General features: G+C 70.8%; 19 protein-coding genes, 1 tRNA gene and 1 pseudogene. 12 read left to right on the plus strand and 9 right to left on the minus strand.

The window, feature by feature from the left end:
- Window positions 1-2: 2 nt before the first annotated feature.
- Both ACIA73_RS16835 and ACIA73_RS16840 read right to left on the minus strand, forming a co-directional pair.
- The gene (locus ACIA73_RS16835; protein ID WP_399439265.1) at window positions 3-626 is read right to left on the minus strand and encodes a hypothetical protein; all 624 of its coding nucleotides are present in this window, start codon (window positions 624-626) and stop codon (window positions 3-5) included.
- A complete protein-coding gene (locus ACIA73_RS16840) occupies window positions 623-1,261 on the minus strand; it encodes a hypothetical protein (protein WP_399439267.1) in 639 nt (212 codons plus the stop codon). Before ACIA73_RS16840 ends, ACIA73_RS16835 begins: the two co-directional genes overlap by 4 nt.
- 219 nt (window positions 1,262-1,480) lie before the next feature.
- On the opposite strand from ACIA73_RS16840, the gene ACIA73_RS16845 reads away from it, so the two are divergent.
- Together ACIA73_RS16845 and ACIA73_RS16850 are read left to right on the plus strand one after the other, a co-directional pair.
- Window positions 1,481-2,578, plus strand: coding sequence for an XRE family transcriptional regulator (locus tag ACIA73_RS16845; protein ID WP_399439268.1), 1,098 nt, complete (start codon window positions 1,481-1,483; stop codon window positions 2,576-2,578).
- A 20-nt stretch (window positions 2,579-2,598) separates the two neighbouring features.
- Window positions 2,599-3,180, plus strand: coding sequence for an HD family hydrolase (locus ACIA73_RS16850; RefSeq protein ID WP_399439269.1), 582 nt, complete (start codon window positions 2,599-2,601; stop codon window positions 3,178-3,180).
- 81 nt (window positions 3,181-3,261) lie between these two features.
- Here the strand turns inward: ACIA73_RS16850 and ACIA73_RS16855 are convergent, their stop codons facing one another.
- Window positions 3,262-4,911 carry an IS1182 family transposase gene (locus ACIA73_RS16855; RefSeq protein ID WP_399439270.1) on the minus strand — a complete coding sequence of 550 codons (1,650 nt, stop codon included), beginning with the start codon at window positions 4,909-4,911 and terminating at the stop codon, window positions 3,262-3,264.
- Window positions 4,912-5,502: 591 nt separating this feature from the next.
- On the opposite strand from ACIA73_RS16855, the gene ACIA73_RS16860 reads away from it, so the two are divergent.
- Window positions 5,503-5,799 (plus strand): helix-turn-helix transcriptional regulator, encoded by a 297-nt coding sequence (locus tag ACIA73_RS16860; RefSeq protein WP_399439438.1) that lies wholly within the window; start codon window positions 5,503-5,505, stop codon window positions 5,797-5,799.
- Complete coding sequence (locus ACIA73_RS16865; RefSeq protein WP_399439271.1) at window positions 5,796-7,187, plus strand: tyrosine-type recombinase/integrase; 1,392 nt, start codon at window positions 5,796-5,798, stop codon at window positions 7,185-7,187. The genes ACIA73_RS16860 and ACIA73_RS16865 overlap by 4 nt, the downstream gene beginning before the upstream one ends.
- 283 nt (window positions 7,188-7,470) lie before the next feature.
- On the opposite strand, the gene ACIA73_RS16870 is transcribed toward ACIA73_RS16865, so the two are convergent.
- Window positions 7,471-7,543 (minus strand) — tRNA-Arg (locus tag ACIA73_RS16870).
- A gap of 329 nt (window positions 7,544-7,872) precedes the next feature.
- Here ACIA73_RS16870 and ACIA73_RS16875 point away from each other — a divergent pair.
- From ACIA73_RS16875 to ACIA73_RS16905, 7 genes and pseudogenes are all read left to right on the plus strand, one after another.
- Complete coding sequence (locus ACIA73_RS16875; protein WP_399439439.1) at window positions 7,873-9,456, plus strand: dynamin family protein; 1,584 nt, start codon at window positions 7,873-7,875, stop codon at window positions 9,454-9,456.
- Window positions 9,457-9,500: 44 nt separating this feature from the next.
- The gene (locus tag ACIA73_RS16880) at window positions 9,501-11,390 is read left to right on the plus strand and encodes a GTPase (RefSeq protein WP_399439440.1); all 1,890 of its coding nucleotides are present in this window, start codon (window positions 9,501-9,503) and stop codon (window positions 11,388-11,390) included.
- A gap of 186 nt (window positions 11,391-11,576) precedes the next feature.
- A pseudogene (locus tag ACIA73_RS16885) lies at window positions 11,577-11,954 on the plus strand (single-stranded DNA-binding protein); the annotation flags it as partial.
- 537 nt (window positions 11,955-12,491) lie between these two features.
- On the plus strand, window positions 12,492-13,994 hold the full coding sequence (locus ACIA73_RS16890) for a TQXA domain-containing protein (protein WP_399439272.1): 1,503 nt from the start codon (window positions 12,492-12,494) through the stop codon (window positions 13,992-13,994).
- A 205-nt stretch (window positions 13,995-14,199) separates the two neighbouring features.
- Window positions 14,200-15,864, plus strand: coding sequence for an energy-dependent translational throttle protein EttA (ettA, locus tag ACIA73_RS16895; protein WP_399439273.1), 1,665 nt, complete (start codon window positions 14,200-14,202; stop codon window positions 15,862-15,864).
- Between the two features lie 6 nt (window positions 15,865-15,870).
- Window positions 15,871-16,371, plus strand: a complete 501-nt coding sequence (locus ACIA73_RS16900; protein WP_399439274.1) for an acyl-CoA thioesterase — start codon at window positions 15,871-15,873, stop codon at window positions 16,369-16,371.
- Entirely contained in the window at window positions 16,368-17,030 is a 663-nt protein-coding gene (locus ACIA73_RS16905; protein WP_399439275.1) for a hypothetical protein, read from the plus strand. Before ACIA73_RS16900 ends, ACIA73_RS16905 begins: the two co-directional genes overlap by 4 nt.
- A gap of 12 nt (window positions 17,031-17,042) precedes the next feature.
- On the opposite strand, the gene ACIA73_RS16910 is transcribed toward ACIA73_RS16905, so the two are convergent.
- The 4 genes from ACIA73_RS16910 to ACIA73_RS16925 all read right to left on the minus strand — a co-directional run bounded on the left by ACIA73_RS16910 (window position 17,043) and on the right by ACIA73_RS16925 (window position 24,790).
- The gene (locus tag ACIA73_RS16910) at window positions 17,043-18,029 is read right to left on the minus strand and encodes an ABC transporter ATP-binding protein (protein ID WP_399439276.1); all 987 of its coding nucleotides are present in this window, start codon (window positions 18,027-18,029) and stop codon (window positions 17,043-17,045) included.
- Window positions 18,026-20,773 (minus strand): ABC transporter permease, encoded by a 2,748-nt coding sequence (locus ACIA73_RS16915; protein ID WP_399439277.1) that lies wholly within the window; start codon window positions 20,771-20,773, stop codon window positions 18,026-18,028. Before ACIA73_RS16915 ends, ACIA73_RS16910 begins: the two co-directional genes overlap by 4 nt.
- Window position 20,774: 1 nt before the next feature.
- The gene (locus ACIA73_RS16920) at window positions 20,775-24,092 is read right to left on the minus strand and encodes an FtsX-like permease family protein (RefSeq protein ID WP_399439278.1); all 3,318 of its coding nucleotides are present in this window, start codon (window positions 24,090-24,092) and stop codon (window positions 20,775-20,777) included.
- A 293-nt stretch (window positions 24,093-24,385) separates the two neighbouring features.
- Window positions 24,386-24,790 carry a globin gene (locus tag ACIA73_RS16925; RefSeq protein WP_399439279.1) on the minus strand — a complete coding sequence of 135 codons (405 nt, stop codon included), beginning with the start codon at window positions 24,788-24,790 and terminating at the stop codon, window positions 24,386-24,388.
- 98 nt (window positions 24,791-24,888) lie between these two features.
- Here ACIA73_RS16925 and ACIA73_RS16930 point away from each other — a divergent pair, with 98 nt between their 5' ends.
- A complete protein-coding gene (locus ACIA73_RS16930) occupies window positions 24,889-25,857 on the plus strand; it encodes a methyltransferase domain-containing protein (protein WP_399439280.1) in 969 nt (322 codons plus the stop codon).
- 136 nt (window positions 25,858-25,993) lie between these two features.
- Here the strand turns inward: ACIA73_RS16930 and ACIA73_RS16935 are convergent, their stop codons facing one another.
- Window positions 25,994-26,989 carry an FHA domain-containing protein gene (locus ACIA73_RS16935; RefSeq protein WP_399439281.1) on the minus strand — a complete coding sequence of 332 codons (996 nt, stop codon included), beginning with the start codon at window positions 26,987-26,989 and terminating at the stop codon, window positions 25,994-25,996.
- Between the last annotated feature and the right edge of the window lie 8 nt (window positions 26,990-26,997).

Below are 26,997 nucleotides of genomic sequence, written 5' to 3' on the forward strand. Positions count from 1 at the left end.
TGCTACATCGAGAGATCGGTGAGGCAGATGGTGATCAGTACCTCGCGCGACGAGGAGTCGAGCGGGGTACGCCAGTGGGGGATTCGGCCGCCGTCGAATCCGGTCAGAGCGCGGTGCAGGATCGGGAACTCCTCGCCCTCCGTGGGGTACGGGGAGTCGGCGAAGCGGTCGGCGACCTCCTGGGTGGTGAGCCAGCGCAGGCGCGGCGCCCAGCCCATCGCGCCGAGGTTGGGGGTCAGGCCGCAGCTGAAGGTGATCTCGCACTTGCCGTCGTCGCGGTGGACGTGCATGAAGTCGCCCGGCTGGTAGAACTTGTAGCCGAGCCGGATCGCGGTCATCTGCGAGCGGCCGGTCGCCTCGCCCGCCACATCGGACAGCCCCTTGTGCATGGCCAGCGCCCGCAGCGCCGGACCCCCGGGGTGGACCGTGCACCGCTGCGGAGAGGTGATCGACCCGTCCCGCATCACCAGCAGGCCCGGCCGTTCGTTGTGCCGGACCGCAGCGTGCGGTTCACACCGCTCGGCCTCTTCGGCGATCTCCTCCCACAGAGCGGCATCAACGAGGTCCGGCGGCACGGCCGCACGGCCTTCTGCCAGCCAGGTCTGGCGGAGCGCGGTCCCGCTCACAGGTCGAAGAAGGACATCGTGACCAGCAGCTCCCGCTCCACGCTCAACCGGGGCCGCCAGTGCGGAACGGCGTACCCGGCAAAGGCGCGCACGCTCCCGTCGCCGAACGGGTGCTCCAGGACCGTGAAGTTGCCGCCTTCCGGGAAGATGCCGTGTTCGGCGACCACCTTGCTCAACTCGTCCGGGTGCTGGTTGCGCAGATGCGGCGCCCACCCCATCGGCGGCAACCCCTCGCTCAGCGCCAACGCAACGGTGACGGTGGACTTCACCGAATCGGTGTGGAGCCCTTGGAAGTCACCGCGCTCGTAGAGGACGACCGCGCCCCCGCGCGGGATCAACCGCGGAATGCCTGTGGCCTCCCGTACCGCCGCCAACAGACCCTTGTCGAAGGCGAGCGCCCCCAACACGGGGCCAGGGGGTACGAAGGCGCAGTGCACGGGGGTGGCGAAGGAGCCGTCCCGATGGCCGGCGGTGTGCTCGTGCACGTGCGGCTCAGCCAGGTCGAGATGGCTCTGCGCTTCGGCCACCAGCGCCCCGAACCGATCCGTATCCAGCGCCCCAGGGATCAGTACCGTGCCGGTCTCGTCCCAGGCGACACGGGCCGGAAGCCGGTCGGACTGCACAGTGGTGTCCATGACGATCTCCTCTCCGCAGAGTTCGCCAGGCGCACGGAACTCACCTGACGGCTGTCGAGGCAATTCGCGACTCCGGAACGTAGGAGCCGTTGACGGCACGTGGTGTAACTGCCCTTACTGGTAGGGCACTTGGATTCCTGGTACCTGACCGTACGGATCTCGCACACGGCAGAGGACTGACTGCTGGTACGTGTTGCGAGCGACACCGGGAGTGCCCCTATGACCTCCACACCTGTACGACGTCGCGCGGCCACGGGAACGGTCGCCGGGTATGTGTTGCGCCTGTGCCGCGAGAGCGTTCCGCGCACGCAGTCGTCCATGGCCGAAGCGCTCGGAATCGACCTGACAACGATGCAGGGCTGGGAGTCCGGTCGGCGACCCCTGGCGAACATGCCCGCCGGCAGGCTCCTGGACCTGCGGCGTCGACTGCCGACGCTGGGAGCGGCTCCGCGCATCGTGGCGATGATGGAACCCGCCATGGACGCCGACCGCATCATCGGGGCCGCCCTCGCCCCCACGGACAGCGCGCTGCACCCACTGGCCGGGTGGGTGCACACCCGGGACACCGCGCACATGATCGCGTGGGTCACCAACGGCACCGCGCCCCCGGCCCTCCTCGGCCACGGTGCTCGCGCTCGCCGAGGCCCCGTGGCGTCAACGCCCCAGCTTGCCGCGTCTGACCGGAAACGCTTCTTCACACACCTGCGGGACGTCACCGAGGCAGCCGACCGTCACGTGGGGAAGGCCCCGCTGCTGCACCGGCAAGCCCTCTACCTGGCCTCGTACGACAAAGGCCCCGAAACGGCCTCCTGGACCACCCAGGCCCTGCACGGGACGCGCGGAATTCTGGCGCCACGCGGATGGACGCCTCAATGGACTCAGGTCCGCTCCACCGCCACGGCTCTTGCCCGCCTCGGGGACCCGGAGCCGCTCCTCGAATTCATCGACCGGTCCGTGGCCGATGACGATCAGGGCGAAGCAGCGAACCTGAACTACTGGGCGTACTGGCTGGGCGCCGTCGCCCAACCGCAGGCCGACGACCTCTTCATGCGTGACCCCCAGCAGCCCCTTTGGGACCCGGTGACTCTGCTGCGGTGCCTGTCCCAGAGCCTGCACCCCGCACCCGGCTACGTAGACCTCTACGCGCACTCCCTCTGGGCACTGCTCAACCGCCACCCGTGGCTGCCGCAAGCGTCCGCGGTCCTGGCCGCCGAACTCGAAACGCAGATTGAACAACTCCTCGACGGGGGCAGGATCTCCCCGCGGTCCCGGCGCGAACTCAGCGCTGTGCACTACGTTTTACGCCCAGAGAACTGAGATCAACCGGAGGGTCACACATGGCGGACGAGGCGCCCAGCACGCGCGGCACGACCGGCTTCCTGCTGGAGATGGGCATGCTCAAGAGGTCCAAGCGGACCGGGTGGTGGATCGCCGGCGTCAAGGACCCTGAATCGATCGCGGAGCACTCCTTCCGCGTCGGCGTCGTCGGTGCCGTCCTCGCGATGATGGAAGGTGCGGACCCCGCGAAGGTCGCACTCATGTGTCTCTTCCACGACAGCCAGGAGACCAGGGTCAGCGACATCCCGCACATCTCCCGCCGCTATCTCACCGCCGCCTCGAACGAGGAGGTCACCGCCGACCAGGTCTCCGCCGCCCACCCGGCGGTCGCCGCCGGCGTTCAAGGTGTCGTGGCCGAGTACGAGAACGGCACCAGCCTCGAAGTCGTCGTCGCCCACGACGCCGACAAGCTCGAATGTCTCCTTCAGGCGGTCGAATACCGCGAGCAGGGCTGCGGGAACGTACAGAACTGGATCGACACCAGCCTCGCCAGCCTGAAAACGCCCTCGGCTCAGGCCCTTGCGCAGGACGCGCTGACGATGTCCTCCATCGAGTGGCAGCAGACGTACTTGCGCCCGTGAGGAGTCCCTCTCAAAGAGGGCAGATAGATTGCCGAGACGGCCCGCCAGTTCCCGACCCTGTTGGCGAAGTCGCTTGCGGTATTACCCGGAGAACAAGAGGGAGGCGAAGCTGGAGGTGCGGGTCGTTTCGAAGGGCGCCTCCGCGAGCCAGGCCGAGATGCGCCGTAGGTTGATCGCGGATGCGGTCAGCAGGTGTTGAAGGTGCGTCTTCGCCAGTCCGCGGTATCGGCATCTACGCAGGTCCAGTCCGTTGACAGCCTGCGCGATGGTTCCTTCGACTCCCTGTCGGAGCGCGTACCTCCGCTGCCATCGGGCTGTCTCCTGTTCGTCTCTGCGCCGGCGCAGTGCCTCATGCTCTGCCTTGGCCCGCAGAGTGAGTTGGCGCCCCCGAGGTCTGCGAGTGCACCGTGTCCGCAGTGGGCAGGGAGCACAGTCCAATGTGGAGAATTGGACGCGGATGGCGGGGGCGTCCGCTCTCGTCGTGTCGAGCCAGGGCTGGCTCACTTTGCCGTTCGGGCAGATCGCCCGGCGTTTCTCCCAGTCGATGGTGAAGTCGTCCATGGAAAATCCCCCGGTACTGGCCTGCCAGCTGGTGTCCGCGCGGACCGGTCCCAGCAGTTCCACTCCGTAGTCACGGGCGGCAGTGACCAACAGGTGGGCGTCGATGTAGGCCGTGTCCGCCAGGTGCACCTGCGGCAGCAGACCGCGGTCGGCGAGGTCCGCGTGGATGGCTGCGGTCAGCTCGACGTCCTGGACCGTGGCCGAAGTCGTGGCAACGTGCGTGATCAAATGCGGGTGCGCCGACGGCCGGGCGCAGGTCTCGGTCAAGTGGACCTTGTAACCGGTCCAAGCCACCGCCCGTTTCATGCTCCGTTTCGCCTGCGCCTCATAAGGCGACTCGATACGCACAGTCGCCGGGGGCAGTTCCGTCGGATCCCGCCACCGCAGACGGCCGCCGCCGTCAGTACGGTACTGCTGTACCCATACCCGCCGCAGGATGTCCACCGCCGGGACCTGCCGTAACCATCCTGGTGACCCGGGTGCGAACACCGCATGCAGCAGTCGGCTGCCGTCCCGGCCGATGGTCTCGGCAAGCTCCGTCCGCTCGGTGCCCGCACGGGGCAGGTGGTACTCCTCGACCCGGTGGGAGTAACGGTCGAACCAGTCCGCCTCGACCAGGTGCACCAGCCAGTTGGGGGCCGCGGCCGCCAGCGCATTCAGGGCCGCGCGCACGGTTTCCCCCGCCAGCTCCAGACGGTTGAGGAGGCGGATGGAGGCCAGCACGTGGGTCGAGTCGGTACGCGCCTCACCGCCTCGCTGCACCAGGCCCGAGGCGGCCGCGGCGTCCAGCACGGCCTGCAGCAGCCGTTCTTCCCCCATCCCCGTGACCAAGCGCGACCGGAACTCGCTCAGGACCGAGAAGTCGAACCCTGGATCGGTCAACTCCAGGTTCAGCGCATACTTCCAGTCGATCCGCCCACGTACAGCCTCGGCCGCTTGCCGGTCCGGTAACCCCTCGGCGAACTGCAGAACCAACACCAGCGCCAGCCTCCCCGGCGACCAGGCAGGCTGGCCGTACGCCGGGAACAGTCCCGCGAACTCCTCATCGGTGAACACCACACCCAGCCTGTCCCGGATCCGGATCGCCAGACTGCCCCTGGGAAATGCGGCCCCTGCCACCCGGGCCGTCTCCAACGGCACATCACCCGCACAACCAGGCCGCATTGACATCACTGACCACCACCCATCACGACGTTGGCCCCCGAGAACCAGTCTCGGGGGCCAACAAGATCACACGCAGCGACTTCGCCAACAGGGTCGTTCCCTGGCGGGCCGTCTCGGGTTTGTGACCTAAAAGCTAAGGCTTTTCTGATCGCCAGATTCGCTGATGGCAGACGCAACCCAGTGGATCACCCGCTTCCTCCATGTCAACCTTTAGACGGTCGCGAAGCGCTGCTGGGAGAGGGGGGGAGGAGTTGCTGTTATACATCCGACGGTTCCATTCTTTTGCCCCGCCTATTCCCTTCTGTCCTGTTTTGGTGCTAGTGCTGCGGGGGTGGGGCTCCCCTATAGCAGTACATCCCTGACTTCGGAAATCAGGAATCCTCCGGATCATTGGTTCTGTTCGCACCAGCTGTGCTTGGCGGTGTAGCTGGCGGACGAGTGCCTTGGCGACGCGTATTCGTCGTTGGGTGCGCCAGCCCTGATTCGGTAGAAGACGGGCGGGCTCGAAGCACTGGGATGTAGCGCTTCTGGTCCGAGACCCCTGTTACGTGAGGGCGCACTGCGCGCCACATAAGGAACCCCATGAGCCGATCCGTGATGCCCCATGCCCTTTTCCGGCACCCGCGTGGTGCCCAGGTCGACTCCGCTCTGGCGGTGAAGGTCTGCGGGCCGAGCCGGAGGAAGGCGGCTGGCGAGCAGGTCGCAGCCCCGCGGCTGTCCGACAAGCTCACGGTGGACCAGGTGTGTGCGGAGCTGGGGATTGCTAAGTCCAGCTTTTATGACTGGCGGCAAAAAGGGCGTGCGCCTCGGTGTATCCGTCTTCCCAACGGTGCTCTTCGTATCAGGCGTTCAGATTTGGAAAACTGGCTTGCTGACTGTGAGGACCGTACTTGAGAACGTCATTCGACGTCCGTGTCTATTCCATTCGTGCCAATGTGCGCGCTAAGGGCTTCAGCTATACGGTCCGCTGGAAAGTAGCTGGGGAGGACTTCAGTAAGACACATAAGACTTCGTCGCTTGCCGATGGGTTTCGGTCTGAGCTGATAGCGGCGCAAAATCAAGGTAAGCCCTTCAACTGCTCGACGGGAATGCCGATATCCATGGGCGCAAAGGCGTCCGATGGGTTGTCTTGGTATAAATTTGCTGTCGAGTACGTTGACGGCAAGTGGCCGCATATCGCGGGGAATACTCGCAAGAACCTCGCGAAGGCAATGGTTGCCGCTACATTCGGCATGCTCCGAACCTCGCTTCCGAAGGAGTTTGACCCGGTTAAGGTTCGGCGGGCGCTCAGGGAGCGGGCCTTCAATACCAAAGTGCGGAAGGCGGGGCCGCCCTCCATCGATGAGCGGCTCATCCTGGAATGGGTGGAGCGGAACACCCTCCCTGTGGCCTCGTTGGATGACGAGGACGTTGCCGAGAGGTTCGTAACTGCTCTTCGTACGCTGCTGGATGGGTCGGCGGCGGCGACGAGCAGTGTGAGCCGCTTCCGGCGCCTGCTGAACCCGGCCATGGAATCCGCGATCAAGCGGGGCTTCCTGACTGCGAACCCCGTCCGGAACCTGAAGCCCATAGGGGCGTCTGGCAAGGTAGCGGTGGGGATCGACAAGCGATCCTTGCTGAACCCCAAGCAGGTTGCCGGGCTTCTCGACTGGATTGGGCGCAGGCCGGTAGGCGGTCGGTGCTACCGGGCGTTCTTCGCGACCATGTATTACGCAGGGTTGCGTCCGGAGGAGGCCGTCGCCCTCGTGGTGAGCGACGCCACCTTGCCCGAGGCCGGGTGGGGCGAGTTCCTCGTTCATCAGGCCCAGCCGGAGGTTGGCAGCCAGTGGACGGACAGCGGCGAGGTGCACGAGGAGCGGGGGCTCAAGGGGCGTGCCGAAGGCGACACGCGCCCCGTCCCGATTCACCCGCTTCTCGTCGCCATCCTGCGCGACCTCATTGAGGCGTACGGCCTCAAGCCAGGCGACATCCTCTTTCCGGGGATCCGCGACGGCGGGCATCTCTCGGGGTCGGTCTACCACCGTGTGTGGAGCAAGGCTCGCGAGGCCGTGCTCGAAGAGCACGAGTACAACTCGCCGTGCGGAAGGCGGCCGTACGATCTTCGGCACACGTGCCTCACCATGTGGCTGAACAACAGCGTCCCGCCGGCGCAGGTGGCCGAATGGGCGGGGAACAGCGTCCAGGTACTGCTGGCCATCTACGCCCGGTGCATCAACGGCCAGCTGGTCGAGCTTCAGAAGCGCATCGAAGGGCCCCAGAGCCTGGAACTCTCCGAGGTCTGAGCACGGTTTCTTCGGCGGCCCGTGCCTGCCTCCACTACCGGTGGAGGCAGGCACGGGCCGTTTGTTTTGGGCCTCAAGTGGAGCGTGGACCGTTCCACGTATGTTCCACAGACACCCGTAGACACCCGTTTCTAGCCGGTGTCAGCCGGACCTGAAGAACTCACGCGTGCTGCCGGGCTGGGGGTGCCACATGCCCGCCAACGCAGCAGGAAGGGTGGACGGAAACGCTCTGACCTGCGAAAAGGCCCTCCCCGAAGGAAGGGCCCGAAGGTTTCGCTCTGTGCGCCCCCGGCAGGACTCGAACCTGCGGCCAAGCGCTTAGAAGGCGCCTGCTCTATCCACTGAGCTACGGGGGCCGGTGATGGGCCTGGGGCCCGGATCGGCCGGTGGGGCCGTTGCCGGGGACAAGGATAGGGGTCCTGTCGCCGTGGCCCGGTTGCTTCACCTGCGTGGCACGATGTGGAGGTTCAGTGAAGCGCCCCCGATAATCGCAGGCGAGTGCGAATCGCGCACCGCTTTTGGCGTCTCACGCCCCGGGTGTTGTGCACTCGTTATGCCTGTGCCCCACTCGCCCCAAGTGTCCCAGGGTGCGCATTGTCCCCGAATGGGGGGATATCGGCGCGCAGAGATGGTCTATACGCTTCAAAAAGCGGTCATAGTTGGGCATTCTTCGTATGTGGTGACCTTGGACGTACGGCCTCAGCTGCTTGACGCACTTTCCGCCCTGCGCGACCGTGTCGCCGCCGTGCGCCTTCCTTTCCCGCTGCCCGGGGCGCCCCGGGCCCGGCAGGCCCGGGTGGAGCTCCTCGCTCAGCTCGACGCCTATCTGGTGCCCCGGCTGCGGGATCCCGAAGCGCCGCTGCTCGCCGTCATCGGCGGTTCGACCGGTGCGGGCAAGTCGACACTGGTCAATTCGCTGGTGGGACGCCGGGTGAGCGAGGCGGGCGTACTGCGGCCGACGACACGGACGCCGGTGCTGGTGTGCCACCCGGACGACCACCACTGGTTCGCGGGGCAGCGGGTGCTGCCGCAGCTGACCAGGGTGTGGCTGCCCGAGCGGTGCGACGACGGGGAGGGCGAACCGGAGGACAGCGGGGTGCTCCGGGTGGAGACCTCCGAGTCGCTGCCGGTGGGCCTCGCGCTGCTCGACGCCCCGGACATCGACTCGCTGGTGGCGGCCAATCGGGTACTCGCCGCCGAACTGATCTGCGCGGCCGACGTGTGGGTGATGGTGACGACCGCCTCGCGGTACGCCGACGCGGTGCCGTGGCATCTGCTGCGGGCGGCCAAGGAGTACGACGCGACGCTGGTGACGGTCCTGGACCGGGTGCCCCACCAGGTGGTCGGCGAGGTGTCGCGCCAGTACGGGGCGCTGCTGAACCGGGCCGGGCTGGGCGACGTACCCCGGTTCACGATTCCCGAGCTGCCCGAATCAGCCGGCGGCGGCAGCGGGCTGCTGCCGTCGACGGCGGTGGCGCCGCTGTTGGAGTGGCTCACTCACCGGGTACGGGATCCCGCCGCCCGGCAGCAGGCGGTGGCCCGGACCGCGCGCGGCGCGATGGATTCGCTGAACTCGCGGATGCCGGAGCTGGCGGGTGCGGTGTCGGCACAGTACGCCGCCTCCGTACGGCTGACGGCGGCCGTCGAGACCGCGTACGCGGAGGAGGGCGAGCGGGTGCGGACCCGGCTGCGCAACGGGGCGGTGCTGTCCGGTGACGCCCTCACCCGGTGGCGTGCCCACCCGGCCGACGCCACCGACGAGGAACTCCTGGACTCGCTTGCCGACAGCCTGACCGCGCTGCTCCAGTGCGCGGTGACCGCCGCCGAGGAACGGGTGCGGGTTGCCTGGCGCGAGGAGCCGGCCGCCGCAGCGGTGAGCGGGGGCGGGCCCGACCCCGAGGCGGCGGAGCGGATCGGGCTGGTGGTGCGGCAGTGGCGCCGGGTCCTGGAGGAGCTGGCCGAGGAGGTCGTACGGGAGATGGAGCGGCAGGGGGCGCCCGATCCGGAGGCCGTGGCGGCACTCCTCGCGGCGGCGCTGCTCGGCGGACGGCGGGCCCGTTCGGCGGGCGAGCGGCTGGCCGACCGGATCGGGGCGCAGGCCGCGCTGCGGCTGCGTGACCGGGGCGGTGAGCTGGTGACCACGTACATCGAACGCGTATTGCACGCCGAACGGGACCGGCGGCTGGCGCCGCTGGACGCGCTGAACGTGACGCCGGAGTCGCAGGCCGAGCTGATCGCCGCGCTGTCCGTGACGAAGAAGGAGAGGTGAGGGGAGTGGCTGAGGTGAGGGACGTGGCTGAGGTGAGGGATGCGATGAAGGTGGCTGAAGTGGCTGAAGTGGACGAAGTGGTTCGGGCTGGTGTGGCTGAGGGGGATGGGGCTCGGGCTGATGCGGCCGAGGTCGGTAGGGCGAGTGGGGCGAGTGGGGCGAGCCGGGCGGCTGAGGCGAAGAGCGGTGGGTGGGACGACGGGTTGATCGCTCGGCGGGCGGTCGCTGGGCGGGGTGGGGCGGAAGCGGACGTTCTCATCGGTGAGGCGTGGCTGGGGGAGGGGGAGCCGGGCGAGGAGTTCGGCGACGTACCGCCGGGGGGCGGGGAGTACGGGGACGAGCTGCGGGTGCGGCTGGACGCGCTGCGGGAGCTGGTGGGGCTGTCGCGGGCCCGGCTGGAGGGCGAGACGCTGCACGAGGCGGGGCGGGTGCTCGACGAGGCGGTGGCGCGGCGGCGGCTGTCCACCCAGCACACCGTCGTCGCAATCGCCGGGGCGACCGGAAGCGGCAAGTCCACGCTCTTCAATTCCCTCGCCGGGGTGAGGATTTCCGAGACCGGTCTCAAGCGGCCCACCACCTCCGCGCCGATCGCGTGCAGTTGGACGGACGGGGCGGCGGGCCTGCTCGACCGGCTGGGGATCCCGGGACGGCTGCGGAGGCGGCCGTTCCAGGTGGGGACCGGAGCCGGGGCCGGGGGTGACGAAGGGCTGCGCGGCCTGGTGCTGGTCGATCTGCCGGACCACGACTCGGCGGTGGTCGCACACCGGGAGCAGGTGGACCGGGTGCTGGCGCTGGTGGACGCGGTGATCTGGGTGGTCGACCCGGAGAAGTACGCGGACGCGGCCCTCCACGAGCGCTATCTGCGCCCGCTGGCCGGACACGCGGAGGTCACCTTCGTCGTCCTCAACCAGATCGACCGGCTGCCCGGCGAGGCCGCCGACCTGGTGCTCGACGATCTGCGCCGGCTCCTCGACGAGGACGGCATGGCGCTGGGCGAGTACGGCGAACCGGGCGCCACCGTCCTCGCGCTTTCCGCCCTTACGGGTGACGGGACCGAGGAACTCCGCGAGCTGTTGCGGACGTTCATCACCGAAAGGGGCGCCGCGGGGCGGCGGCTCGCCGCCGATGTGGACGCGGCGGCGGCCAGGCTGCGCCCGGTGTACGTGGCGGAGGGGAGGGCGGGACTGGGCGAGCGGGCACGCGAGGAGTTCGCCGACCGGCTGGGGGATGCGGTCGGGGCCGCGGCGGCCGGAGAGGCGGCCGAGCGGGAGTGGCGGCGGCACGCGGGCCGGGCCTGCGGGACGCCCTGGCTGCGGCTGTGGCGCTGGTACGACGCGAGGCGGACACCGAGCGGCATCATGCTGCCCGGCGAGGACCTCGACCGTTCCAAGGACCTTGAGGTGACGGCCCGCCAGCGGGTCGAGCAGGCGGTACGTACGGTCGCCGACGCGGCGACGTCCGGGCTGCCCGCCCCTTGGGCGCAGGCGGTACGGGAGTCCGCGGTGCGCGGCGCGGACGGTCTGCCCCAGGAACTGGACGCGCTCGCCGTATCGGCCGGAGTGCCGCGCGGGAACCCACCCAGGCCCGCGTGGTGGCCGGTCGCGGTCCTCGCGCAGGCCGCGATGACAATGCTTCAGATCGTCGGCGGGCTGTGGCTCTTGGGCCAGGTGCTGGGCGTCATGGAGGCGGACCTCCTGCCGCCGTTCCTGCTGATGCTGGCCGGGGTCGTGGGCGGCCCCGTGGTCGAGTGGGGCTGCTGGGCGGCCGCCCGGGGACCTGCCCGGCGATACGGCCAGGACGTCGAACGCCGGCTGCGCGAAGCGGCGGCGGGCTGCGGCCGGGCCAAGGTGCTGGACCCGGTGGCGGCGGAACTGCTCCGGTACCGCGAGGTGCGGGAGCGGTACGTGACGGTGGCGGGGACGACGGTGCGGTGAGGGGCGCGACGGCCGCGCGGTGAGGGGCGCGACGGACGTGTGGTGAAGGCCCGGTCCCGCCCCCCGGGTGACCGAGTTGTCCACAACGGCAGCTCGGTCCACAGCCCCAGCGGGAATTCCGGAACCCCTCCAGCATGGATCTCACGCACCGGCCGACCCCGGCCGGCCATGGAGGGGAGATCCGTGATGAACGAGACGATGGTGACCCTGGTGGGCAACGCCGCCACTGGGCCGCTCGCGAGCGAGACGGCGCTGGGGACCGTGGTCAGGCTCCGGTTCGCGGTGCAGCCACGGCGCTGGGACCGCGAGCAGCAGGTCTGGACGGACGGCCCCGCCAGTTTCTACACGGTGTGGGCGAGACGTTCCCTGGCAGCCAACCTGTCCTCCTCGGTGGATGTCGGAGACCCTCTCGTCGTGCACGGCCGACTGCGCGTCAAGGACGAGGTGAGGGACGGCGAACGCAGGTTCTCGGCGGACGTGGACGCCATCGCGGTCGGCCACGACATGACCCGCGGTACGTCGGCCTTCCGCCGGGTGGCCAGGGCGGACCCCCGCCTGGTGGAGCCGGCCGCGGTCCGGGCGTCCTACCACCAGGGACCCGCACCGGACGGCGCGGCAGCCGCATCCGCCGCAACCGCCGCACCCGCCGCCCCCCAGGGCTGGGCCGCCGAGAGCCCCGTGAGCTGGGCGGCCCAGGGCGCACCGGCCCGCAGGCCGGGGCCGCCGGTCTCCTGGGCCGTGGTGCCGTCCACGCCACCGGAACCGCAACCGGCACAGAAGCCGGAACCGCAACCGGAACAGAAGCCGGCGCCGAAGCCGGATCGCCCCGACCGCCCCGACCGCAAGGCGGGCCGCAAATCCACAGCGAGCACCCTGTCCTGAACATCCCTTATGTGGAGGTGACTTGTCGACAAGGGCGAGAAGGTTGACCTCCGGGCGATAACGATTCCGATTCGGAATAGGACGTCCGGGCGCATGGCGGGGGGACGTTCGGATTTGCTTCCTTAGGATTTCCGGATACTCATGGGGCACTTGAGGTTGCAGGCGAGGCACGCCCCACACACGCATCATGCGAAAGGCCCTCGCCCGGAGGGGACTTGCATGCTTGGCGAAGCGACAGCTTCGAACGCCACCACCCGAGGGCGGCGCTCCGGCCGCCCGAACCGCGCGATACGGGCACTGCGCCCGGCCGTCGCCACGCTGGCCGTCGGCCTGCTCGTGGCGGGAGCGGTGAGTGGCGCCGGGAGCGCCACGGCACAGGAGCAGCCGCGCAACCCAGGCGGCGCCGCCGCGAACCTCGGCAGGCTGACCGCGCACGGCCCGGTCACCATCCGTGACGCGGGCGAGGAGTGGAAGGCCGAGGCCGGACTCTTCGAGATGACCGTCACCGGTGGCGGCACCCTGCAGAGCTACAGCATCGACCTCAGAACCCCGGCGCGCGAGGGGACCACGTACAAGGAAGTCGGCTGGGAGCAGTCCTCGCTGCACGGCAACCGCAACGCCGGCAAGATCCGCTGGATCCTGGAGCACTCCTACCCCCAGGTCAACGATCTGGCGGAGCTCGCCCAGAAGGCAGGAGTCAAGACCCTCGACGACAAGGCGGCCGCGGCCGGCACCCAGGCCGCGATCTGGCGCTTCTCCGACAACGTCGAGGCCCGCCCCGCCGACCCCGGCGCCGGCCGGCTCGCCGCCTATCTGACCCGGGCCGCCAGGAGCGCCCCGCAGCCCCCCGCCTCGCTCGCCCTGGACCCGCCCGCGGTGGCGGGACGCGCCGGGGAGCGGGTCGGCCCGGTCACCGTCCGCACCCAGGCCGACCGCGTCACGGTCGCACTCGCCGGTGACGCACCCTCCGGCGTGAAGGTCGTCAGCAAGGACGGCAAGCCCGTCACTGCCGCCAAGGGAGGCGACCGGCTGTACTTCGACATACCGGCCGACGCCGAGGGCGGCACCAGCGCGCTCAGTGTCCAGGCGGACGCCCCGATCCCGATCGGCCGCGCCCTGGTCAGCGACACCCACAGCCAGACCCAGATCCTGGCCGGCGCCAGCACCTCCACCGTCACCGCCGACGCCACCGCCACCTGGGCCGGGCAGAAGGCCTCCGGCGCGGTCCCGGCGCTCTCCGCGAAGAAGAACTGCGCCAAGGGCGGAGTCGGGATCACCGCCACCAACGCGGGCGACGCCCCCTTCACCTTCGAACTGCTCGGCGCCAGCCACACCATCGCGGCCGGCTCCTCGCGGACGGTGACCATCCCGCTCCAGGAGGACCAGGCCTACGACCTCACGGTCTCCGGGCCCGGCGGGCTGCGCAAGAACTTCAAGGGCGTCCTGGACTGCGAGACCGCGGGCACCGTCGCCATCGGCACCGCGGACGCCCCCGCCAACCGCCCCACCCCGGCCACCGGCGGCAACCCCGCCCCCCTGACCGCCGACGGCGCGGCCGGAAGCTCCGAAGACCTGGCCGCCACCGGCGCCTCGGCCGCGACCCCGATGATCGGCTACCTCGCCCTCGGCATGGTCGCGATCGGCGCCTGCGCGGTCGTCCTGCTCCGCAAGAAGAAGCCCGCGGCCGACGCCGCGTCCGACCCCGCACCCGACGACGAGTAGCACGAGCAGGACGAGCAGGAGGCCCGAGCGGGCCGGCCGGCGGACGAGTAATCGGAGCGCCCGCCGGCCCGCTCACCAGGCAGCACAAGGGATACGAGGCCGCGCAGCCCCCGCCCCGGCAGGGAACCGGTTTCCGCCGGGGGAGTGGTGTCAGGCAAGATGGGGTGTATCCCTGCCCACTCCACGATCTGCCGGACGGTTTCTCTTGGCTGAGTTCATCTACACCATGCGCAAGGCGCGTAAAGCGCACGGCGACAAGGTGATTCTCGACGACGTCTTCCTGAACTTCCTGCCCGGCGCGAAGATCGGTGTGGTCGGCCCCAACGGTGCCGGTAAGTCCACCGTTCTGAAGATCATGGCCGGTCTTGAGCAGCCGTCCAACGGCGAGGCGTACCTGTCGCCGGGCTTCAGCGTCGGCATCCTCATGCAGGAGCCGAAGCTCGACGAGTCGAAGACCGTCCTGGAGAACGTGCAGGACGGCGCCGCCGAGCAAATGAGCAAGCTGAAGCGCTTCAACGAGGTCGCCGAACTGATGGCGACCGACTACAGCGACGCCCTGCTCGACGAGATGGGCAAGCTCCAGGAAGACCTCGACCACTCCAACGCCTGGGACCTCGACGCCCAGCTGGAGCAGGCCATGGACGCCCTGGGCTGCCCCCCCGGCGACTGGCCTGTCACCAACCTCTCCGGTGGCGAGAAGCGCCGCGTGGCGCTCTGCAAGCTGCTCATCGAGGCCCCGGACCTGCTCCTCCTCGACGAGCCCACCAACCACCTGGACGCCGAGTCGGTGAACTGGCTGGAGCAGCACCTCGCGAAGTACCCGGGTGCCGTCGTGGCCGTCACTCACGACCGCTACTTCCTGAACAACGTCGCCGAGTGGATCCTGGAGCTCGACCGCGGTCGCGCGATCCCCTACGAGGGCAACTACTCCACGTACCTGGAGAAGAAGCAGACCCGCCTCAAGGTCGAGGGCAAGAAGGACGAGAAGCGCGCCAAGCGCCTCAAGGAAGAGCTGGAGTGGGTGCGGTCGAACGCCAAGGGGCGCCAGACCAAGTCCAAGGCCCGTCTCGCCCGGTACGAGGAGATGGCGGCCGAGGCCGACAAGATGCGGAAGCTGGACTTCGAGGAGATCCAGATCCCGCCGGGCCCGCGTCTGGGCTCCATCGTCGTCGAGGTCAACAACCTCTCGAAGGCCTTCGGCGACAAGGTCCTCATCGACGACCTCAGCTTCACCCTGCCGCGCAACGGCATCGTCGGCGTCATCGGCCCGAACGGTGCGGGCAAGACCACGCTGTTCAAGATGATCCAGGGCCTGGAGACGCCGGACAGCGGCTCCATCAAGGTCGGCGACACGGTCAAGATCTCCTACGTCGACCAGTCCCGCGCCAACATCGACCCGAAGAAGACCCTCTGGGCCGTCGTGTCGGACGAGCTGGACTACATCAACGTCGGCCAGGTCGAGATGCCGTCGCGCGCGTACGTCAGCGCCTTCGGCTTCAAGGGCCCGGACCAGCAGAAGCCGGCCGGGGTCCTCTCCGGTGGTGAGCGCAACCGCCTCAACCTGGCGCTGACCCTCAAGGAGGGCGGCAACCTGCTCCTCCTCGACGAACCGACCAACGACCTCGACGTCGAAACCCTGTCGTCGCTGGAGAACGCGCTCCTGGAGTTCCCGGGTGCGGCCGTGGTCATCTCCCACGACCGCTGGTTCCTGGACCGGGTGGCGACGCACATCCTCGCCTACGAGGGCGAGTCCAAGTGGTACTGGTTCGAGGGCAACTTCGAGTCGTACGAGAAGAACAAGATCGAGCGGCTCGGAGCGGACGCGGCCCGCCCGCACCGCGCCACCTACAAGAAGCTCACGCGAGGCTGATAGCCAGTGGCTCGGCACATCTACTCCTGCCCCCTGCGCTGGTCGGACATGGACGCCTTCGGGCACGTCAACAACGTCGTCTTCCTGCGGTACCTGGAAGAGGCGCGGATCGACTTCATGTTCCGGCTGGCGCCGGGGGAGGGCAGCGCGTCCTTCACGGGCGGGTCCGTCGTGGCCCGGCACGAGATCGACTACGTGCGGCCCCTCGTCCACCGGCACGAGCCGGTGAGGATCGAGTCGTGGGTCACGAAGATATCCGCGGCGTCCCTGACGATCGCCTACGAGATCAAGGACCCCGAGCAGGTGTACGTGAGGGCGTCCACGGTCGTCGTCCCGTTCAACCTGGCACAGGGCATGCCCCGGCGGATCACCGCCGAGGAGAAGTCCTTCCTGGAGAAGTACTTCGACGACGCGGCCGACGGCGGGAAGACCGGCGCGACCGGTAAGACCGGCGCCGCCGCGAAGCCGGGCGCCACCGGGAAGTCCGGGAAGGCCGTCGCGGCATGACCGTCACGGCCCGGGAGCTCGCTCTCGACGGCACCCGGGAGGCCGCCGCACTGACCGCCTTCCTGGGCCGGCTGATCCATTACGACCGCGCCGCCGCCGTCCGCCTCCAGGCGGGCGGCGGGGCGCTGGCCGTCTTCGGCCGTCCGCCGTCCTTCGAGGTACTGGCCGTGCGCACCGCACGGCTCACCGAGCCGGTCGACCTCGATGTGACGGTCTCCGCCGGTGAACTCCTGGAAAGCATCGACGAGTCGGCGGGCACGCTCACCGTGCCCGCCGCCGTCACCGGCCCCCCGTGGGCCGGGGTGCTGCCGCCCCGCGGCGGCTGGCGCGAGGTCCCCGGGCTGCCCGACGCCCTCGCCCTGCGTGCCGTGGTCTCCTCCGCCGTCGCCGAATTCCGGCGCCGGGACGAGGAGTTGGCGCCCGAAGCACGCACCCGCAGCGCCCGCGACGTGATCGGCCGGGACATCTGGTCGCGCGTCCTGGGCGACACCGGGCTCCCGCTCCGGGTGGTGCACGCCGCCCAGTCACTGGGCTTCCTGCACCCGGGCGCGCCGGTCGCCCTCCTGGAGGCGGGCAGCTGGCTCCGCCTCCGTACCCCCTACGGATCGGTGTCGGTCCGCCGTGCGGGCGCCGGCCTGCTGTCGGTCACACCCGCGTAACCCCCTGCCCGGTCAGCGCTGCTGGTCGTCCGGCCACACCCCGATGTGGTCCTGCTCCAGCTCCAGCATGACGCGCTGCTTCATCTCCAGGGCCTCCGTGTAGTCCGCCGGGAGCTGCAGGCGGCCCGCGCGGTCGAGCATCGCGTACTCGCGGGCGACGACCGACTCCTCTCCGGTGGCCGCGTCGACCTCGGTGCGGCGCAGTACCTCGGAGGAGGTGCGGCCGTCGCGGATGGCGACGGTGCGGCGTACCTCGGAAGCGACCTGCTGGTCGTGGGTGACGATCACGATGGAGGTGCCCAGCTCGTCGTTGGCGCGGCGGAACGCGTCGAAGATCTGCCCGGCGGTCGTGGAGTCCAGCTCTCCGGTGGGCTCGTCGGCGAGGAGCACCGAGGGCTGGTTGGCGAGCGCGACCGCGATGGCCACCCGCTGCTGCTGCCCGCCGGACATCTGGTGCGGGCGCCGGTCCCGGCACTCCGCCACCTCCATCATGGAAAGCAGTGTGTCCACCCGCTCGGTGCGCTCACCCTTGTGACCCCGGCCCTTCAACTGCATGGGCAGCGCCACGTTCTGAGCGGCCGTCAGATACGGGAGCAGATTGCGGGCGGTCTGCTGCCAGACGAAGCCGACGATGCTCCGGCGGTAATGCAGCCGCTCCTTGGAGCCCATGGTCAGCAGGTCGCAGCCCGCCACCTTGGCCGCACCCGCGGTCGGCTCGTCCAGGCCCGCCAGAATGTTCATCAGCGTCGACTTGCCGCTGCCCGACGCCCCCACCAGGGCCATCAACTCGCCCTCCTGGACCAGCAGATCGAGCCCCTGGAGGGCCTGCACCTCCACCCCGTCGGTGGTGAAGACGCGTACCAGCCGGTCGCAGGAGATCAGCGCGTCGTGGCCGTAGGCGGGGCGGTCGCGGCGGGACGCGGCCCGTGCCTCCAGCTCGGCCAGCGTGGTGCCGCTCGCGGAGCCGCCCGTCGCGGAGTCCACCGTGGTCCCGGTCATCGTGCGTCTCCTGCCCTGAGTTCGGTCGTTGTCGTGACTCGCGTGGTCCACCACGCCTGGAAGACCGCGACCCCCGCCGCGATCACCACCACGCCCACCGCGGGCAGCAGCAGCGAGAACGGGTCCAGGCGCAGCGCCACGAACCCGGTGTCCGCCACCCCCGCCCCCGGGGACAGCGCCAGCTTGCCCAGGTCGACGGAGGGCGCGAGCAGCCGGACCGCGGCCCAGCCCACCAGCGCACCGCCGACCGCCGCGAGCAGCGCCTGCGGCAGCGACTCGAAGACCAGCAGACGCCGCCCGTGGGCCCGGGTGAGGCCCATGGTGCGCAGCCTGGCCAGCAGCGCCCTGCGCTCCGGGGCGGCCTGCAACAGCGACAGCAGCACCGCCAGAACCGCGTAACCGGCACCGGCGGCGACGCCCGCGGCGTAGATCTGCTGGGCGCCTGCCTGTAGCGGCGGGTCCGCGTACTTGGCGCGCTCCTGGGCGGCGAGCTGCACCCGGGAGTCGTCCCGGGCGCCCACCGCCAGCGCCCGGAGCGCCGCACCATCGAGGTTGTCGCCGTTCACCATCAGGGCGTTGGGCTCGGACTTGGGCAGCGCGGCCCGGCTGATCAGCACGAACTCGCCCTGCCGCTGGGCCGGGGTGACGTCCAGGGTGCCGACGGGCCTGGCGGTGAAGGCCGCCAGCCCCAGGAAGACACTGCGCAGCTGCTTGCCCTGCGCGCCGATGCGCTTGGCGGCACCGGGAGTGGCGAGCACCGGGAAGGCTGCCGAGCCGGGTGCGGCCTTCAGCTTTGCGGCGTCGAACGGGCCGAGCCCGGTCTTCTCCGAGATCCTGGCGTACGACTCGGGGTCGACCACCACCAGGGTGACGTCCCGCCCGTCCTCGTCCAGGGTCAGTTCGTAGTCCACCCCGACCGGGCTCACCTCCCGCACACCCCGCGAGCGCCGCACCTGGGCGACGGTCTCCTCGGGGTAGCCGTGGCTGCTCTCGATCCGGGCATCCGCCCCCGTCACCTGGTACGCCGCCCGGTCCCGCGCATCGCCGACCCCCGCCAGCACCGACCCGCCGATCGCGGCCGTGGTCAGCGCGACCAGCAGAGCCAGCAGCGGCATCGCCGCGGTCGCGGGCGCCCGGCCCGCACGGGCGATCGCCAGGAACCCGACGGCGCCCCGCCGCAGGGCGGCCGGACGGCCCGCGAGCCGCAGCGGCAGCGGGTAGAGCCGCACCAGCACCATCGCGGCGATCAGCCCGACCAGCACCGGGGCGGCGCTGACCAGTTCGTCGGAACCCTGGCCGGTGCCACGCCGGTTGAGTGCGGCCACCGCGCCGACGGTCAGCACCAGAGCGGTGAGCTCGAAGACGGTACGACGGCGGGACGGCCTGGCACGCACCAGGTCGGTGCGTTCGCCGTGCAGCTTCGGGGTGAAGTGGGCGACCGCCGCGCGTACCGGAAGCGCCAGCGAGGCGAGCAGCGCGACCGCCACCGCGGCCACCACCGAAGCGGTGTCACGCACCTCGGTGATCAGCAGCCGTGCGGTCAGCCAGCCCACGGCGGCGGCGGGCACCGCCACCACCGACGTCTCGCCGAGCAGCCGCAGGAGAATGCCGCGCACCGAACCGCCGCGCGAACGCACCAGCGACAACTCGGCGTGCCTGCGCGCCCCGGCCAGGCCGGCCGCCATCAGGATGACCACCCCGGCGACCGTACCGATACCGAAGGCGGCGACCGCGACCACCGGCAGGACCGCCTGACGGGTCGCGTCGAAGGAGGCCAGCAGGTCCTCGGTGTCGGTGGTCACCACCGTCTCGTCACCGGCCAGTGCGCGCAGGGCGTTCAGCCCCGGCCCGCCCTCCAGGGAGGCGACCGCCGAGGAGAGGGCCGGAATGTCCTGGGCGGTGAGGGACGCGGTGTCGAAGTCCAGCTCCCAGAACCGCTCGGGCGTCGGGAAGAGGTGCAGCAGCGCGGGCCCGGCCTCCGGGGCGAGCAGCAGCGACGCCCCCCAGTACTTGACCGGCGGCGGCTTGGCACCGGTCGCGGCCAGCACCGCCGGGGTGTGCAGCAGCGGGTCGGTCGCCCAGTAGGGGTCCTGGGTGCGCAGCGGCTCGAAGATCCCGGTGATGGTCACCGCGGTCTGCTCGGAGCCGTTCTCCACGTGCAGGACCGAACCGGGCTTCATCCGCAGGGCCTTGGCGGTCGCGGTGCTGACCGCCGCCTCCAGCTTGTCGGTGCCCGCGTTCGTCCCGTTGCCGTCCGCGCGCGGCGCGCGTCCCTGGACCATGCGCGAGTGCCGGCCCAGTTCGGCCTGGGCGCTCAGCAGGAATTGGGCCGGAGCCACATCGCCCGTGACGGGCGGCCGCGGCAGCCACGCGTCCCTGGCCACGATCCGCTTCGGGCCGCGCACTCCGTACGAGGAGGCCTCCGGCAGCGTACGGACCGGCGCCTCGGGAGCCTTCAGCAACTCCTCGAAGTTCTGCCGCAGCGCGCGAGGCCGCAGCGAGTCCTCGCGCATCTTCTCCGGGACCTGGCCCGGCGGCGTACTGGTGACCTTCAGCATCCGCTGGTCGGCGCGGGCCGCGTCGAGCTGGGCGCGCATGCCGTTGTCGAGGTGGTGGTCGAGGCCGCGCGGCAGTGCGGCGGCCAGGAACGCGGTGATCAGGACGAGGAGGGCCATGGACACGGCGGCACCGGGGGCGGCGCGCAGCCGGGTGCGTACCCAGGGGGCAACGGCTCGGTCGCTCATATCAGTTGCCGCCTCCGATGCGCAGCATGGTCGCCGGATCGCCGCGGCGCAGGGCCAGCGCGGCGACCACCAGCAGGGGGATGGCGACGACACCGGTGAGCAGCAGGGCGATCTGCCCCGCCGGGAGCTGCACCAGGACGTTCGGCTGGGGCTGGGTGGCCTGCCCGGTCAGCACGATCAGCGGGATCACGGCCCTGGTCAGTACGGCGCCCAGGGCGATGCCCACCACCAGGGCCAGTGCGATCAGCACCGAGTGCTCGGCCGCGATCAGCCGGGCCAGCTGCCTGGGCGGGGTGCCCAGCGCACGCAGCACCGCGAACTCCGCGGCCCGTTCCCGCAGGGATCCCGCCGCACCGACCGCGAAACCGACCGCCGCCAGCAGCGCCGCGACCACGGCGACCGCGAGCAGCGCCGACTGCGGGCCCGCGCCGAGCGGATCGTCGTGCAGTTCGCTCAGCGCCTCGTCCCGTACCAGCACCTGGGCCGGGTCGATGTCGGGCCGCTCCCGCAGGGCGGCGGCCACGTCCGCGGTCTTCGCGGAATCCGTGCTCAGCCACCACTCGGACGGCATCAGCGGGTTCAGCCCGGTGGGGGCGAGGGAGTGATTGACCGCCCGCAGGTCGACCAGGAGCGCCCCGCCGTCCTTGGCGGGATCGACGGGCAGTCCGTCGGTGGCCAGTGAGCCGGGCCCGGTGGTGGGGAGCTGGCGCAGGGTGCCCACCAGGGTGACGGTGAGGGTGGTGCCGTGCAGATCGAAGTCGATCCTGGAGCCGACCGCGGCACCCGCGTGCCGCATGAAGTCATCGGTGGCCAGCGCGCCGACCCCGTCGGTGGCGGGCGGGCGGGCCGCCGAGATCCGCACCACGGTCTGCGGGGTCGCCGCGCCCCACCCGTCCAGCTCCGGGTCCACGTCGGACGCGCCGGTCCGGTAGGTGACCTCGAAGAGGTTCTGCCCGGCGGCGGCCGGGGCCAGCGTGGACACCGCGTCCGGGGCGCCCTCGGCCTCCCCGGCGGTGTCGGTGGCGGTACCCAGCCACTTGAACCCGGCGCCGGGGCGCGGTATCGAAGTGCCGTTCTTCGCAAGGGACTTGAGGGAAAGGACATGGGACTCGCCCCGCAGGTACGGCTGGTCCAGCGAGGCATCCATACCGGTCAGCCGGAGCGGCCCCGCGAGCCGGGAGACATCCACGGACAGTGTGCTTTCCCGCCCGTCGGCGGTCAGCTGCCCCGCGGCGAGCCGGTAGGTCATCCCGTAACGGTCCTCGACGGTCGCGGTGACCGCGTCGACGGCCTTGGACGGTTTGCCGTCGGGACGCCGCAAGGTGAGTGCGAGGTCGAGGGTGCCGGGGCCCTCGGGCAGCAGGATCCCGACGCGCTCCTGACTGCCGGTACGGAGCTTGGCGGCCAGCGCGTCGTAGTCGCCGTCGACCAGGTCCCCGCGCAGCCGCAGATTCTCCCGTGCGTCCGAGGTGTCCAGGGCGAGCACCGTCGCGGTGCGGCCCCCGGACAGCGGCAGACCGGTACGCGCGGCGGGTGCCGCCGAGCGGACCCCGTCGATCGCGGCGTACGAGTTACCCCGGGCGGAGTCGGAACTCCCGGTGCCCGCCACCCGTATCGAAGACCCACTGCGGAAGTCCGCCTGGTCCTCCTGCGAACGGTCCCAGGACGCGCCCTGCCCGATCGCCAGCATCCCCATCGCGACGGCCAGCACGATCAACAGCACCGGGCCGGCCCCCCGCAGCGGCCGCCGGCTGAGCTGCCAGCCCGCCAGCGCGGCAGGCAGCCCCCGCCCCTTGGCGGCCCGCTTCTCGGCCAGCTTCGCAAGCGGCGGCAGCAGCCGCAGGGTCAGTACGGTGCCGGCGAGCAGCGCCAGCGCGGGCGCCGCCACCAGCAACGGGTCCACACCCAGAGCGCCGCCCCGGCTCTCGCCCAGCGGCCCCGAACCGGAGGTCTGCCGGTCCAGCTGCCAGTACGCCACGACCGCGATCAGCAGCAGGGCGATGTCCGCCCCCGCCTTCATCGGCCCCGGTACCGCCCGCACCCGGCTGCGCGCACCCCGGCCCGCGGTCAGCGCGGGAGCCACCACGGCCACCGCGCACAACAGCCCGACCCCCGCGCCGACCAGCCAGATTCCGGCGGAGGCGAACACCCCACCGGTGTCCAGCCGCAGCCCGATCCGCCCCAGCGAACCCTGCCCCGACAGCAACGTGGTGAGCGGCCCGGACACCAGCGGCGCACAGACCGCCGCCGGCACCGCCAGCAGCACCGCCTCCACCGCGGCCAGCACCACCACCCGGCGGCGCGACGAGCCGCGCGCGATCAGCAGTTCGGTCTCACCCGCACGCTCGCTGCTCAGCAGCCGGGCCACCAGCAGCAACGCGTACGAGGCCAGCAGGATCAGCTGGAGCGAGACGATCACCAGCGTCGACCGGGACACCAGCAGCGCCCGGTCCGCCTGGTCGAGCAGCCGGGGCAGCCCGGTCTCCGCGCTCACCTGCCCACTGAAGGGCGGCTGCGCGGTGAGGTGCTTGAGGCCCGCCACGGCGGCGGCGCGCAGTTCGGTGATCCGCCCCGAATCCACGGTGCGGAAGTCCGCGCTGACCAGCCAGCCCCTGCCGTCCGCGGCGACCTTCCCGGTGCTGAGCACCGCCGGATCGACGAGCAGCGGGCCGTAGGTGGTGAAGGTGGCGGTGCGGATGCCGCGCCCGCCCAGTTCCTCAAGCCGCCAGTAGGGGTCGGCGAGTTGCTTGGGCTCGTAGAGACCGGTCAGCCGGACCTTGACGACGCCCGTGCCGATCCGGGCGGCCAGCGGGATCACCGCACTGCCGGGCGACAGCTTCAGCTGCTTGGCCGCGACGGCCGGCAGCGCCACCTCGATCACACCGTCCGCGCCGACGCCGTTCGCCGGCCAGTTGCCCCGGGACAGCTTGACCCGGGACCTGTCGAGGCCCGCGAGCCGGGTCAGGTCGGGCTTGTCCTTGCGGGCGGAGGGGGACTGGAGGGTGGGCGGCAGCGCGAAGGCGGCCGACTGCTCCAGGGTGCTCTGCCGGGTGGGCAGACCGTCGAAGACGCGGCGGGCCCCGTCCCGTACGACCGCGTCCGCCTGCGCCCGGTCGGACGCCGGGACGCCGGACTGCACCAGCAGCGAGGAGGCCGTCGCGTCCCGCACGCCCAGCGAGTGCCGCAGACCGGCGTCGCCGATGGAACCGGAGAAGGCGGCCAGTGCGGCGAGCACCGCGGTGGTCAGCACGACCGCCAGCAGGGCCGCGGACAGCAGCAGTCGGTGCGCACGTACGCGCAGAAAGACAAACCCCGTCACCCGTCCCCCAGAACCCCTTGGTACACACAGCTCCTGGCGTGCACCGCCTCGGCGCACCGGCGCCCGCGATCTTCCGAAAGCCCTTTCGGATGCTGTCAGGGTTCTGCGGCGGGGGAAACCTTCTGAGGGAGGGACTTGATGCGATCGTGACCGAAATTCGGTAGTGGATCATCGCATTCCGGATATTGCGGGGGCCGGGATAACGCCAACTCACCCCAAAAACACAGAAGTTGACCCACCGTGTTCGGCACTCAACCCACTGTGTCCGGCCTTGGGTCCCTGGTGCTCAGCCTTCAGCCCTCGGTGTTCACCATCGAAGCTGCCGCATACGTCATGTAGTTCCACAGCTGCCGCTCGTGCTCGGCGCCCAGGCCCAGCTCGTCGACCGCCACCCGCATGTGCTTCAGCCACGCGTCGTGCGCCGCCCGGTCCACCTGGAACGGGGCGTGCCGCATCCGCAGCCGGGGGTGACCGCGCTCGTCGCTGTAGGTGCGCGGGCCGCCCCAGTACTGCATCAGGAAGAGCGTGAAGCGCTCCTCGGCAGGGCCCAGGTCCTCTTCCGGGTACATCGGCCGCAGCAGCGGGTCCTCGGCGACACCCTGGTAGAAGCGGTGCACCAGGCGACGGAAGGTCGCCTCGCCGCCCACCTGCTCGTAGAAGGTCTGCTCCTGAAGGGTTCCCCGCGGAATCTCGTTCACCGTTCCATCGTCTCAGACGGCCGGGAGGAGGACTCGGGACGTAGGACCGGGGTACGGGGCCCTCGCCAAGCCACCCGCCCCCGCGCCACAGTGTGCCTATGGGCGCACACGCGGAGAACGGCGACCAGTACCCGGGCGAGCGGGCGGCACTCGTCCGCAGGATCACGGAGACCGGGGCCCTCAAGGACCCGGCCTGGCGGACGGCCTTCGAGGAGGTGCCCCGCCACCTCTTCGTACCGCACTGGTTCCAGCACGGACCCGCCGGATACGAGTGCTTCTGGGGCAAGGACCCGGACCCCGAACGCCGCGAGCGCTGGCTGAAGGGGGTGTACGGCGACACCGCGCTCGCCACCCGGGTGCGCGACGGCGTACTGCTCTCCTCCAGCAGCCAGCCCTCGCTGATGGCGAAGATGCTGGACGAACTGGAGGTACGGGACGGCCAGCGCGTCCTGGAGATCGGCGCGGGCACCGGCTACAACGCCGCCCTGCTCGCCCACCGGCTCGGCGGCCCGAACGTGACCACCGTCGATCTGGACCCGGAGATTGTGGAGTCCGCACGCGCTCACCTGGAAGCCGCCGGGCTGCGGCCCGCCGTGGTGGCGGAGGACGGGGCACGCGGCTGCCCGGAGCGTGGGCCCTTCGACCGGATCGTGGCCACCTGCACGGTGCACTCGGTGCCGCGCGACTGGCTGCGGCAGTGCACCCCGGGTGCCCGCATCCTGGCACCGCTGTCCACCGGACTGATCGCGCTCAGGGTGCGCGGCAGCGGTGACGCGGAGGGCCGCTTCCTGCCCACCCCCGCCTACTTCGTCCCCCTGCGCGGCGGCACCGCGGCCCCCACCCCGCGCTACACCGGCGGCCTGCCCCGCACCGCGCTGGAGAACGACCTCTTCCGCTTCCTGCTCTCCCTCAGCGCATCGAGCCTCGACCCCCACGAGGCCCTCGCCCTCTGGCACTTGGAGGGCCGCCCGCGGCGCGAACGCTTCGGAGTGACCATCAACGGCTCGGGCCAATGGGCCTGGCTGGACGACCCGGCGGGCCCGTACGCGTGGCCACTCATGACCTGAGAAGGCCTCCGAGGTGTCTGGCCGGGGACACACAGCCAGGGCATCCGGCCGGGGGCACGTCCGGCCGAGGCGCATCTGACCGGAGACACAGCAGAGGCGCGGGCGGAGAAACTCCCCGCCCGCGCCCCATCGATCACTAACCCCGATGGATCGTGATCGTCGTCCAAGCACCCACGTGCACCCGGTCCCCGTCCTGCAACGGCACCGGCACATACGGCTGGATCGGCTCCTCGCCGCCGTTCACCGTCGTCCCGTTCGTCGAGTTCTGATCGACGACCGCCCATGTCCCGTCCGGCTGCTGCACCAGCACCGCGTGCTGATGCGAGACCCCCGGGTCCTCCGGCGGAACCGCGAGGTCCACATCCGGCGACTCACCCGTCGAGTGCCGCCGGCGACCGATGGTGATCTGGTTACCGGTGAGCTGCAGATGCTGCTCGGGCGAGTACGCCGGGAGATTCAGCCCGCCCGCCTCCGGCCCGCTGCGCTGCATCATCGCCATGAAGTAGTCACGGTCGGGTCCCACCGTCGCGGACCACTGCCCGCCACCCTGCTGCTGGCCCTGCTGCTGGTAGTCGGGCTGGTACCCGCCCTGCGGCTGGTAGGCACCCTGCTGCTGGCCCTGCTGCTGGTACCCGCCCTGCGGAACCTGCTGCGAGGGAGGCGGCAGCATCCAGTCGTCGTCGCCACCGGTGTGCTGCGGCTGCTGCTGGTACTCCTGCTGGTAGCCGCCCTGCGGGGGCCCCTGCTGGGGGTACGGCTCGGCCGGCCGGTTCATCTGCGAGGGACGCGAACCCTGGTACTCGTACGGGTCACGCTGCGGCTGCCCGCCGTACGGCGGCTGCGGAGCCTGCGGGGGGTACGTCGCCTGGTTGGTGAGGAAGTTCCACCGGCACTCCTCGCAGAACGGGGCGAGCGCCTCGCGCGGGGTACGGCACTGCGGGCACAGCTCCGCGTGGGCGGTGGCGTCGGGGCCGCCGTAACCGCCCTGGCCGTGGCCCTGGTCGGGCTGCTGCGGGTATCCGTAGGCGGGAGGCGGCGGCGGGGGCGGCGGCACCGCGCCGGCCATGCGATGGCCGCAGACCTCGCACCAGTCGTCGGAACCCGACTGGTGTCCGTTCGGGCAGGTCGGCATGTCGGCGC

The sequence above is a fragment of the Streptomyces sp. NPDC051561 genome (genome assembly GCF_044454195.1).
Taxonomy (GTDB): Bacteria; Actinomycetota; Actinomycetes; order Streptomycetales; family Streptomycetaceae; genus Streptomyces.